The organism is Streptomyces sp. BYX5S (genome assembly GCF_054724165.1).
On the sequence record NZ_CM138829.1, the window covers coordinates 1,255,019 to 1,267,344 of the forward strand.

Annotated in this window: 8 protein-coding genes; 5 read left to right on the plus strand and 3 right to left on the minus strand. The window is 69.3% G+C overall.

All coding sequences use genetic code 11. The annotated features are described in order from the left end of the window. Positions 1–90: 90 nt before the first annotated feature. From ACYBSK_RS05625 to holA, 3 genes are all read left to right on the plus strand, one after another. The gene (locus tag ACYBSK_RS05625) at positions 91–972 is read left to right on the plus strand and encodes a YceI family protein (RefSeq protein WP_457475725.1); all 882 of its coding nucleotides are present in this window, start codon (positions 91–93) and stop codon (positions 970–972) included. Between the two features lie 63 nt (positions 973–1,035). Further along, positions 1,036–1,281, plus strand: a complete 246-nt coding sequence (locus ACYBSK_RS05630; RefSeq protein ID WP_460245362.1) for a hypothetical protein — start codon at positions 1,036–1,038, stop codon at positions 1,279–1,281. A 210-nt stretch (positions 1,282–1,491) separates the two neighbouring features. Further along, a complete protein-coding gene (gene holA, locus ACYBSK_RS05635; RefSeq protein ID WP_457475727.1) occupies positions 1,492–2,481 on the plus strand; it encodes a DNA polymerase III subunit delta in 990 nt (329 codons plus the stop codon). A gap of 434 nt (positions 2,482–2,915) precedes the next feature. On the opposite strand, the gene rpsT is transcribed toward holA, so the two are convergent. Next, positions 2,916–3,182 carry a 30S ribosomal protein S20 gene (rpsT, locus tag ACYBSK_RS05640; protein ID WP_457475728.1) on the minus strand — a complete coding sequence of 89 codons (267 nt, stop codon included), beginning with the start codon at positions 3,180–3,182 and terminating at the stop codon, positions 2,916–2,918. A gap of 231 nt (positions 3,183–3,413) precedes the next feature. Between rpsT and lepA the strand changes: the two genes are divergently transcribed. Both lepA and ACYBSK_RS05650 read left to right on the plus strand, forming a co-directional pair. After that, entirely contained in the window at positions 3,414–5,282 is a 1,869-nt protein-coding gene (lepA, locus tag ACYBSK_RS05645; protein ID WP_457475729.1) for a translation elongation factor 4, read from the plus strand. A gap of 262 nt (positions 5,283–5,544) precedes the next feature. Next, on the plus strand, positions 5,545–7,434 hold the full coding sequence (locus ACYBSK_RS05650) for an AMP-dependent synthetase/ligase (protein ID WP_460245363.1): 1,890 nt from the start codon (positions 5,545–5,547) through the stop codon (positions 7,432–7,434). Positions 7,435–7,492: 58 nt separating this feature from the next. Here the strand turns inward: ACYBSK_RS05650 and ACYBSK_RS05655 are convergent, their stop codons facing one another. Beyond that, positions 7,493–8,071 (minus strand): response regulator, encoded by a 579-nt coding sequence (locus ACYBSK_RS05655; protein ID WP_460245364.1) that lies wholly within the window; start codon positions 8,069–8,071, stop codon positions 7,493–7,495. 12 nt (positions 8,072–8,083) lie between these two features. Further along, on the minus strand, positions 8,084–12,256 hold the full coding sequence (locus ACYBSK_RS05660) for a HAMP domain-containing protein (protein WP_460245365.1): 4,173 nt from the start codon (positions 12,254–12,256) through the stop codon (positions 8,084–8,086). Positions 12,257–12,326: the final 70 nt, after the last annotated feature.

Consider the following 12,326-nt stretch of genomic DNA (forward strand, 5'->3'; position numbering starts at 1 on the left):
GATGATCGAATACTCCTCGAATAGCGCGGATCAGGTAGTTGTCGCTGGTTGGCGCAGGTAACCGTCACAGCGTTCTGGGGTGGGTAGGTCATGTTCGGCCGCTGGTTGAGAAACCGTACGGACCAGTCACAAGGGGGAGGCCCGCTCGCGGGGATGACGTTGCCACCGAGCGCGGGGGTGCTCAGCGGCCGGATCATCGACCCGGTGAGCGAGCCGGTGCGCGGCGCCGAGTTCGTGGTGAGCGACGCGATGGGGCGCAAGGTGGTGAGCGGGGGCGTCGACCCGTACGGCTCGTTCGTGGCGACCGTGCCCGCGGGGGAGTACCGGCTGGCGGTGACCGCCGACGGGTACGCGCCGTTCCGGGGCGGCGCCACCGTCGTCGAGAGCGGGCACGCGGCGCTCGGCGACGTCATGTTGCAGACCGCAGCGCCGCCGCCGTTGCCGGAGCCGGGGGACTGGGAGGTCGAGCCGACGCACTCCTCGATCGCGTTCACGGCGCGACACATCGGGATGGCGCGGGTGCACGGGCGGTTCAACACGTTCGCGGGGGCGCTGCGGGTGGCCGAGCGGATCGAGGACTCGGCGATGCACGTGGTCATCGACGCCTCGTCCATCGACACGAACGTGAAGATGCGTGACGACCACCTGAGGTCCGCGGACTTCCTCGACGTCGAGCGGTTCCCCACGCTGGAGTTCTACAGCGACCGCTTCGTGCACAAGGGCGGCAGCCGCTGGGCGGTCACCGGGGCGCTGTCGCTGCACGGTGTGACGCGGACGGTCACGCTCGACGCGGAGTACCTGGGCGTGGGCACCGGGATGGAGGGCGAGACGCGGGCCGCGTGCCGGCTGACCACGGAGCTGCACCGGGACGATTTCACGGTGAGCTGGCAGACGATGCTGGCGCGGGGCATCGCGGTGGTCGGGTCCAGTGTGCGGATCGACCTGGACGTGCAGGTCGTGCCGAAGAGCTGAGCCGGTCGGCCGGTCTGCCGGTGCGGTGGCGTGCTGCGCGTGCGGGTGTCCGAAGATGGTGGGGTGAGCGATGTGAGACATGTGCTGGTGCTGCCCGACCGGGATGCGGCCGAGGAGGTGGCCGAGGCGCTCCGGGAGCGGTTCGGGGTGGCGGAGGAGCCTCAGTTGGTCCGGGACGCCCTGGCCGGGGAGGACGACGCGGAGGACGCGCAGTGGCTGGTGGTGGTCGAGGACGCGGAGGGGCGGTTCGGGGCGGCGGAGCTCGATGAGTTCGTGGGGGAGTGGGAGGGGTGGCGGGAGGAGCCGTAGGCCTGGCCGGCCGGTTCTTGTGAGGGGCGGTCGACCGGGGGTGCGGATGCGGGGCTCTGCCCCGGGCCCCGCTGCTCAATCGCCGCGGGGGCTGGAATGGGCTCGGTCACCGCGAGGGCTGGAATGGGCTCGGTCGCCGCGGGGGCTGGAATGGGCTCGTCGCCCATTGACCCAGGGGCGTTGTCGGTGGGGCGTGGGATGCTGGGGGCGATGGCCAGGAAGAGTGCAAACGATGATCCGCTCGCTCCGCTCACCGTTGCGGTGGGACAGGAGGATCTGCTGCTCGACCGCGCGGTGCAGCAGGTCGTGGCGGCCGCGCGCGCCGCTGACGCGGACACCGATGTGCGCGACCTCGCGCCCGAGCAGTTGCAGCCGGGGACGTTGGCGGAGCTGACGAGTCCCTCGCTGTTCGCCGAGCGCAAGGTCGTCGTCGTACGCAACGCGCAGGATCTGTCCGCGGACACCGTCAAGGACGTGAAGGCGTACATCGGCGCGCCCGCCGAGGAGATCACGCTGGTGCTGCTGCACGCCGGTGGGGCCAAGGGGAAGGGGCTGCTGGACGCGGCCCGTAAGGCGGGGGCCAGGGAGGTCGCCTGCCCGAAGATGACGAAGGCGGCCGACCGGCTCGCGTTCGTGCGCGCCGAGTTCCGCACCATCGGGCGGTCCGCCACCTCCGAGGCCTCGCAGGCGCTCGTCGATGCCATCGGGAGCGACCTGCGGGAGCTGGCGTCCGCCGTGTCGCAGCTGGCCGCCGACGTCGAGGGGACCATCGACGAGGCCGTGGTCGGGCGGTACTACACGGGGCGGGCCGAGGCGTCCAGCTTCACCGTCGCGGACCGGGCCGTAGAGGGACGGGCGGCGGAGGCCCTCGAAGCGCTCCGGTGGTCGCTCGCCACCGGGGTGGCGCCGGTGATGATCACCAGTGCGTTGGCGCAGGGGGTGCGGGCGATCGGGAAGCTGTCGTCCGCGCGTGGGGGGCGGCCGGCGGATCTCGCGCGGGAGCTGGGGATGCCGCCGTGGAAGATCGATCGGGTGCGCCAGCAGATGCGGGGCTGGACGCCGGACGGGGTTGCGGTGGCGCTCCGGGCGGTGGCCGAGGCGGATGCGGGGGTGAAGGGGGCGGGGGACGACCCCGAGTATGCGTTGGAGAAGGCGGTGGTGGCGGTGGCGCGGGCCGCGCGGGCGCGTGGGCGCGGCTAGGGCCCTTCTGGCGGATCTTGCTGGGGTCGCGGGGTCTGGCACGCGCATCTGCGGCGTTGTCGTCAGTTGCCAACGCTCCGCGTTGTCGCCCTCCTCCGCCTTGCAGCTGCACGCACCAGACCCCGCTCGCGGAGCCGCACGATACGGCCTTCCGCATCCAGCCTGATCCGTCAGAAGGGCCCTAGCGGGTCGCCGCCAGACCTACCGGGCAGACGCAGACGCACCCGCAAGCGCAGCCCCACCCCCACCCCCACACCCACCCTCAGACGCACCGAAGCCCCGTCCTCCGAAAAGGCGGGGCTTCGGGTGTTGCTTGGAGGTGAGCTCGCACCCGCGTGGCGAACGCAGGCCGCGTGCGGGCTCGGGGTGTCGGTCGGGGGCGGATGAGAGAGGGCCCGCCCGGGTCCTACCGACGGTCAAGCGGTCGGATCGGTTCAGCCCTGGAGGGACGCGACCTTCGAAGCAAGCGCCGACTTCTTGTTGGCGGCCTGGTTCTTGTGGATGACACCCTTGGAGACGGCCTTGTCGAGCTGGCGCGCGGCAGCGCGCTGGGCCTCGACGGCCTTCTGGACGTCACCGGAGGCAGCGGCCTCACGGGCCTTGCGGATCGCGGTCTTCAGGGAGGACTTGACGGCCTTGTTGCGCAGCCGAGCCTTCTCGTTGGTCTTGATCCGCTTGATCTGGGACTTGATGTTCGCCACGAAATGAGCCTTTGCAGGTTCTGGCGCGGACCGGTGACGGCCCGTGCCGGTGATTTCTACTGGGTGTGTGCCTCGGCTTAGAGGGCATGAGACACAGCTGCCCACGGTATCAGCCGTACTCCAGGCGGCCCAAACCGGGCGCAGCCCCCCGCTCATGGGACCATGGAGGCTACGTATTGATCCCAACCGAGGCCGACCTGAGGCAGAAGGCCTCAAGAGACAGGACCCTGCGTGCCCGCGATCCCTAAAAATGTGCCCGAGCCGAGCCGCACCGACCCGGCTCTGATTCGCAACTTCTGCATCATCGCGCACATCGACCACGGCAAGTCCACGCTCGCCGACCGGATGCTCCAGCTGACCGGTGTCGTCGAGCAGCGGCAGATGCGTGCTCAGTACCTCGACCGGATGGACATCGAGCGAGAGCGCGGCATCACGATCAAGTCCCAGGCGGTGCGTCTGCCCTGGGCCCCGACCGAGGGGCCCGACAAGGGCAGTACCCACATCCTCAACATGATCGACACGCCGGGCCACGTGGACTTCACGTACGAGGTCTCGCGTTCGCTCGCGGCCTGTGAGGGCACGATCCTGCTCGTCGACGCCGCCCAGGGCATCGAGGCTCAGACGCTCGCCAACCTGTACCTGGCGATGGAGAACGACCTCAAGATCGTTCCGGTGCTCAACAAGATCGACCTGCCGGCCGCCCAGCCGGAGAAGTTCTCGGAGGAGCTGGCCAACCTCATCGGCTGCGACCCCGAGGACGTGCTCAAGGTCTCCGCGAAGACCGGCATGGGCGTCGAGGCGCTGCTCGACAAGGTCGTCGCCGAGATCCCCCCGCCGGTCGGCGTCGCCGACGCTCCCGCCCGCGCGATGATCTTCGACTCGGTGTACGACTCCTACCGGGGCGTCGTGACGTACGTACGAGTCGTCGATGGTCAGCTCAACAAGCGTGAGCGGATCCGGATGATGTCCACCGGGGCGACGCACGAACTGCTGGAGATCGGGGTGTCCTCGCCCGAGATGACCCCGGCCGACGGCATCGGCGTCGGCGAGGTGGGCTACATCATCACCGGCGTGAAGGACGTCCGTCAGTCCAAGGTCGGTGACACGATCACCTCCCTGAACAAGGGCGCGACCGAGCCCCTCGGCGGGTACAAGGACCCGAAGCCGATGGTCTTCTCGGGTCTCTATCCGCTGGACGGCTCGGAGTACCCGGACCTGCGCGAGGCCCTCGACAAGCTCCAGCTCAACGACGCCGCGCTCGTCTACGAGCCGGAGACCTCGGCCGCGCTCGGCTTCGGGTTCCGCGTCGGCTTCCTGGGGCTGCTGCACCTCGACGTGATCCGTGAGCGGCTCGAGCGCGAGTTCGGGCTCGACCTCATCGCCACCGCCCCCAACGTGGTCTACCGCGTGGTCATGGAGGACGGCGCCGAGCACACGGTCACCAACCCGAGCGAGTTCCCCGAGGGCAAGATCGACAAGGTCTACGAGCCCGTCGTGCGTGCCACGCTCCTCGCGCCCAGCGAGTTCATCGGCGCCATCATGGAGCTCTGCCAGACCCGCCGCGGCACCCTCCTCGGCATGGACTACCTCTCCGAGGACCGGGTGGAGATCCGCTACACCCTCCCGCTCGCCGAGATCGTCTTCGACTTCTTCGACCAGCTGAAGTCCAAGACCCGCGGCTACGCGTCCCTGGACTACGAGCCCACCGGCGAGCAGGCCTCCGACCTCGTCAAGGTCGACATCCTGCTGAACGGCGACCGCGTCGACGCGTTCTCCGCCGTCACCCACAAGGACGCCGCGTACGCGTACGGCGTGCGGCTCGTGGCCAAGCTGCGCGAGCTCATCCCGCGGCAGGCCTTCGAGATCCCGGTCCAGGCCGCCATCGGATCCCGGGTCATCTCCCGCGAGACCATCCGCGCCATCCGCAAGGACGTCCTCGCCAAGTGCTACGGCGGTGACATCTCGCGCAAGCGCAAGCTGCTCGAGAAGCAGAAGGAGGGCAAGAAGCGCATGAAGATGGTCGGCTCCGTCGAGGTGCCGCAGGAAGCCTTCATCGCGGTGCTCTCCAGCGACGAGGGCGGGGGCAAGGGCAAGAAGTGAGCCACTGCTCCGGCAGGCTCCCGCACGAGCAGGGCCCGACAGGCGTTTTCCGCCGGTCGGGCCCTGCTCGTGTGTGAGCCCTGTGAGGGGTGAGGACGTTGAGAACAGTCCCGTGAAGTCGAGGGCCGGAGCCCCTTACGCGCCGGGCGGGTGACGCTTACCCTGATCACTGCCCAATGGTTACTCGCCAGTTAAACAAGCTGCCCACAATTAAGCCGCACTGTCTGAACAAGCCGCACTGCCGCGGGCCCCGGAGGACGTCGTGAGCGACACACAGACCCTGATCGAGAACCGTCCGCCCTCCGTGGCGAACCTCTTCCTGGAGCGCGTGGCGGCCACACCCGACGCCGAGGCCTACCGCTATCCGGTGCCGCCGGCCACCGGCACCGGTCCCGACGACTGGAAGTCGCTGAGCTGGGCGCAGGCCGCGCAGCGCGTGTACGCGATCGCCGCGGGCCTGATCGAGCTGGGTGTGGGTCCGCAGGAGCGGGTGGCGCTGGCCTCCTCGACCCGGGTCGAGTGGATCCTGGCCGACCTCGGCATCATGTGCGCGGGCGCCGCGACCACCACGGTGTACCCGCAGACCAACGAGGAGGAGTCGGCGTTCATCCTGGCCGACTCCGACTCCAGGGTGATGGTCGCGGAGGACGCCGCGCAGCTCGCCAAGGCGCGGGCCCGCCGCGCCGAGCTGCCCGAGCTGCGGCACGTCGTGGTGATCGACGCGACCGGTGTCGAGCCGGACGCCGCCGACCCCGACGGCTGGGTGCTCACCCTGGAGGACCTGGAGGCGCGCGGCGCCGCGTACCTGGAGAAGAACCCGGAGGCGGTCAAGGAGCGCGTCGCGGCGATCGACAAGGACCAGCTCGCCACGCTCATCTACACCTCCGGCACCACCGGCCGCCCCAAGGGCGTCCGGCTGCCGCACGACAACTGGTCGTACATGGCGAAGGCCATCTCGGCGACCGGGCTGGTGAACACGGACGACGTGCAGTACCTGTGGCTGCCGCTCGCGCACGTCTTCGGCAAGGTGCTGACCAGCGGGCAGATCGAGGCCGGGCACGTCACCGCCGTCGACGGCCGCGTGGACAAGATCATCGAGAATCTGCCGGTCGTGCAGCCGACGTACATGGCCGCCGTGCCGCGCATCTTCGAGAAGGTCTACAACGGCGTCGCCGCGAAGGCGCGCGCCGGCGGCAACGCCAAGTACAAGATCTTCCAGTGGGCGGCGGGCGTCGCGCGCGAGTACGCGAAGGTCAGCCAGGACAACTTCCGGCGCACCGGCGTCGCCTCGGTGCCCTTCGCCCTCAACTCGAAGCACAAGGTCGCCGACGCGCTCGTCTACGGCAAACTGCGGGAGGCCTTCGGCGGGCGGCTGCGGGCCTGCGTCTCCGGCTCCGCCGCGCTGGCGCCCGAGATCGGGTACTTCTTCGCCGGTGCGGGCGTGCACATCCTGGAGGGCTACGGGCTGACCGAGTCCAGCGCCGCCTCCTTCGTGAACCCCGGCGAGGCGTACCGCACCGGGACCGTCGGCAAGCCGCTGCCCGGCACCGAGGTGCGGATCGCGGACGACGGCGAGATCCTGCTGCGCGGCCCCGGCATCATGGAGGGCTACCACGGGCTGCCCGACAAGACGGCCGAGGTCCTGGAGTCCGACGGCTGGTTCCACACCGGCGACATCGGCGAGCTGTCCAACGACGGCTACCTGCGGATCACCGACCGCAAGAAGGACCTCATCAAGACGTCCGGCGGCAAGTACATCGCGCCGGCCGAGGTCGAGGGCCAGTTCAAGGCCGTGTGCCCGTACGTCTCCAACATCCTGGTGCACGGCGCCGACCGGAACTTCTGCACGGCGCTCATCGCGCTCGACGAGCCGTCGATCCTGGAGTGGGCCAAGGAGAACGGCCTGGGCGGCTCCTCCTACGCGGAGGTCGTCGCGGCGCCGCAGACGGTGCAGCTCGTCGAGGGCTACGTGAAGGAGCTCAACGAGGGCCTCCAGCGCTGGCAGACCATCAAGAAGTTCAAGCTGCTGCCGCGCGACCTCGACATCGAGCACGGCGAGCTGACGCCCAGCCTGAAGCTGAAGCGCCCGGTCGTCGAGCGCGAGTACAAGGGGCTGCTCGACGAGATGTACGCCGGGAGCCGCGAGGGCTGAGCCCACCCGCGCACCGCCCGCGGACGGTGCGCGCGGGAGGCCGGGCCGACAGGCCCGGTCAGTCCCGGCGCATCGCCCGCAGCGTCTCCTTCAACTCGGCCATCTCGTGCCGCAGTTCACTCACATCGGGGTCGGCGTCGTCGGCCAGCCGGTGCTCGATCGACTCCATCCGGGAGACCAGCGCGTCGAAATGCTGGTGCTCGCGCGCCAGCAGGCGCTGCAACTGCCGGTTCTTGCGGTGCAGATCGAGGAAGACGGTGACCTTCGCGCGCAGCACCCACGGGTCGAACGGTTTCGTCAGGTAGTCGGCCGCGCCCGTCGCGTAGCCGCGGAACGCGTAGCCGGTGTCGGCGTCCGTGCCGGTCAGGAAGATGATCGGGACGTCCTTCGTCTGGTCGAGGCGCTTGATGTTCGTCGCCGTCTCGAAGCCGTCCATGCCGGGCATCCGGATGTCCAGCAGGACGACGGCGAACTGCCGGCGCAGCAGCGCCTTCATCGCCTCCTCGCCCGAACGGGCCCTGACGAGCGGCTCGTTCAGCGACCCCAGCACGGCTTCCAGTGCGGTCAGGTTGTCCTCCATGTCGTCGACGATGAGGATGCTGGCCCGATCCGCTGAAGTGGACCCTGCAGTTGTCATGATGACGGTGCCTCACTCGGTGGTCGCCGGGGTACCGGAGACCTCGGAGGCGGGGGCTTCCGTCTCCTCGGGGGCCAGCAGCTCACACACGACGGTGAGCAGCTGGTCGACGTCCACCGGTTTCGGTACGTAATCGTTCGCGCCCTTGGCGATCGACTTCTCGCGGTCGCCGGGCATGGCCTTGGCGGTGAGTGCCACGATGGGCAGTCCGGCCCACCTCGGCGTACCGCGGATGACGGAGATCGTCTCGTAGCCGTCCATCTCGGGCATCATGATGTCCATCAGGACGAGTTCGACGTCGGGGTGGCTCTCCAGGGTCTCGATGCCCTCCCGGCCGTTCTCCGCGTACAGGACGGGCATGCCGACGCGGCCCAGGACGTGCGTGAGGGCGAAGACGTTGCGGATGTCGTCGTCCACGATCAGTACGCGGCGCCCCGGCAGCACCCGGCCCGCCCGGCCGGTCTTCCACCGCTCCAGCTTGGTCGGCGTCGGCCAGTTGTCGTTCTCCTCCACCGGTTCCGGGGCGTACGTCTCCGTGGGCTCGCTCCGCTCGCTCTGCTGGGTCGGCAGGAGCGGCGTGGCGCGCAGCGGCTCGGAGCGGTTCGGGTCCGGGCCGGACGCCGGCTCGTGGCCGGGGCAGCGCACCGGGACGTACAGCGTGAACGTGGAGCCCTGGCCGGGCTCGCTCTCGGCGACGATGTGGCCGCCGAGCAGGCCCGCGATCTCCCGGCTGATGGACAGGCCGAGGCCCGTCCCGCCGTACTTGCGGTTGGTCGTGCCGTCGGCCTGCTGGAACGCCTCGAAGACGACCGGCAGCTTGTCGTGCGCGATGCCGATACCGGTGTCGGAGACCGCGAAGGCGAGCAGCATGTCCTCGCCGCGCAGCTCGAACTGCTGCGTCGCGTCCGGGCTGTTGACCCGGCTGACCCGCAGTTCGACCCGGCCCTTCGCGGTGAACTTGATGGCGTTCGACAGCAGGTTGCGCAGGATCTGCTGGAGCCGCTGCTCGTCGGAGAACATCTCGCGCGGCACGTCCTCGCCGACCGACACCTCGAAGGCGAGCCCCCGGTCGAGGGTGATGGGCCGGAACGTCGCGTGGACGTAGTCGAGGAGCTTGATGAGCGGCAGCTTCTTGGGCCGTACGTCCATCCGGCCCGCCTCGATCTTCGACAGGTCGAGGATGTCGTTGATCAGCTGGAGCAGGTCGGAGCCGGAGCGGTGGATCGTCGTCGCGAACTGCACCTCCTGGTCGTTGAGATGGCCGTCCGGGTTGTCGGAGAGCAGCCGGGCCAGGATCAGCAGCGAGTTAAGCGGTGTGCGCAGCTCGTGCGACATGTTCGCCAGGAACTCCGACTTGTACTGCGAGGAGGTCGCGAGCAAGGCTGCCTTCTCCTCCAGTTCGGCGTTCGAGCGCTGCAACTCCGCCTGCTGGCGCTGGAGTTCGTCGGAACGCTCCTGGAGCTGGGTCGCCAGCCGCTGGGACTCGCCGAGCAGGGACTCCGTGCGCGAGTTGGCGATGATGGTGTTGATGGCGACGCCGATGGTGTTCACGAACTGGTCGAAGAACGCCAGGTGGACATCGGAGAAGCGGGAGAACGAGGCCAGCTCGATCACGCCGAGCAGCTTGTCCTCGAAGAGGATCGGGATGATCACGACCGAGGCGGGCGAGGCCTCGCCCAGACCACTGTTGATCTTGATGTAGCCCGACGGGGCCTCCTCCACCAGGATCCGCTTCTTCTCCAGCGCCGCCTGCCGTACGAGGCCGTGGGCCGGCATGCCGCCGGTGTCGACGACCGAGGCGGACGCCGAGCCGTAGCCCGCGATGTAGGCGAGCCCCTTGGTGCGGGCCGCCAGCCGGGCCGGGGACGCCGCGTCGTCCTCCTCCTGCTCGGCGAGGAAGAACGCGCCGTACTGGGCGTTCACCAGCGGCGTCAGCTCGCGCAGGATCAGGTCGGCGACCTCCATCAGGTCGCGGTGGCCCTGCATCAGCGCGGCGAGACGGGCCAGGTTCGACTCCAGCCAGTCCTTCGCGCGGGTCGTCTCGCGGAGGTTGGCCACCATCAGGTTGATGTTGTCCTTCAGCTCGGCGACCTCGCCCTGCGTCTCCACCGTGATGGAGCGGGACATGTCGCCCTGGGTCACCGCGGAGGCGACCTCGGCGATGGCGCGGACCTGAGTGGTCAGGTTCAGCGCCAGCTCGTTCACGTTCGTCGTCAGGCGCTTCCACGTGCCGTACACGCCCTCGACGCGGGCCTGGCCGCCCAGCCGGCCCTCGGAGCCCACCTCCCGGGCCACGCGCGTGACCTCGGAGGAGAACGAGGAGAGCGTGTCGACCATCGTGTTGATCGTCGTCTTCAGTTCGAGGATCTCGCCGCGCGCGTCGACGTCGATCTTCTTGGAGAGGTCGCCCTGCGCCACGGCGGTCGCGACCTGCGCGATGTTGCGCACCTGCGAGGTCAGGTTGTCCGCCATGTAGTTGACGTTGTCGGTCAGGTCCTTCCACACGCCGGACACACCGTGCACGTTCGCCCGGCCGCCGAGCCTGCCGTCCGTACCGACCTCGCGGGCCACCCTCGTCACCTCGTCGGCGAAGCCCCGCAGCTGGTCCACCATCGTGTTGACGGTGTCCTTGAGCTCCAGGATCTCGCCGCGCGCGTCCACCGAGATCTTCTTGGAGAGGTCGCCCTGCGCCACGGCCGTGGTGACCTGCGCGATGTTGCGCACCTGCGACGTCAGGTTCGACGCCATGAAGTTGACGTTGTCGGTGAGGTCCTTCCAGACGCCGGAGACGCCGCGCACCTGCGCCTGACCGCCGAGGTTGCCCTCGGTGCCGACCTCGCGGGCCACGCGGGTGACCTCGTCGGCGAAGGCGGACAGCTGGTCCACCATCGTGTTGATCGTCGACTTCAGTTCGAGGATCTCGCCCTTCGCCTCGACCGTGATCTTCTTGCCGAGGTCGCCCTGCGCCACCGCCGTCGACACCAGCGCGATGTTGCGCACCTGCGAGGTGAGGTTGTCGGCCATGAAGTTGACGTTGTCGGTGAGGTCCTTCCAGACGCCGGAGACGCCGCGCACCTGGGCGCGGCCGCCGAGCTGGCCCTCGGTGCCGACCTCGCGGGCCACGCGCGTCACTTCGTCGGCGAAGGCGGACAGCTGGTCCACCATCGTGTTCACCGTCGACTTCAGCTCCAGGATCTCGCCCTGCGCGTCGACCGTGATCTTCTGGCTGAGGTCGCCGTTGGCCACCGCCGTCGTGACCTGCGCGATGTTGCGCACCTGCGAGGTCAGGTTCGACGCCATGAAGTTGACGTTGTCGGTGAGGTCCTTCCAGACGCCGGAGACGCCGCGCACCTGGGCGCGGCCGCCGAGCTGGCCCTCGGTGCCGACCTCGCGGGCCACGCGCGTCACTTCGTCGGCGAAGGCGGACAGCTGGTCCACCATCGTGTTCACGGTCAGCTTCAGTTCGAGCAGCTCGCCCGTCGCCTCGATCGTGACCGAACGCGTCAGGTCGCCCTGCGCCACCGCCGTCGTCACGAGCGCGATGTCCCGCACCTGCGCGGTGAGCCGGGACGCCATCGTATTGACGGCCTCGGTCACATCGCGCCAACTGCCGGACAGCCCGGCCGCCTTGGCCCGCCCGCCCAGCCGGCCCTCGGTGCCGACCTCGCGCGCCACCCGCGTCACCTCACCGGTGAACAGGGACAGCTGGTCCGCCATCTTGTTGACCGTGCGCCCCAGCCTGCGCAGGTCGCCCCGGAGTTGACGGTTGCCGTCGTGCAGGTCGACACGCTGAGTGAGATCCCCGTCGGCCACCGCCTCCAGCACCCGCGTGGCATTGGCGGCGGGGGCGACCAGCGCGTCGATGATCGTGTTCACGTCGCCGACCCGCGTGACCCACGCGCCCTGGCCGGGGCTCGCGTCAAGACGCTCGTCCAGCCGCCCGTGCCGCACTATCTCGCGGCGCACCCGCGTCAGTTCGCCACTGAAGTGCACGCTGCGGTCGGCGAGCTGGTTGAACACCGCGGTGAGTTCGCCGACGAACCCTTCGCCCACGGTGGAGACATGTGTGAACGTTCCGTCACGGGCGGCCGTCAGGGCAGCCAGCAGCGGACGGAGATCGCTGGGGCGGATGGCTTCGTCACCGTAGCCCTTCCGAGGTGCACGCGTAGCACTGTTCTCACTCATAGCGGCCTACTTAGGTAACTCGGCGCTTATGGGCGCAGTCAGTCTGTCACTCTGTGGGTGTCGCCTGAGG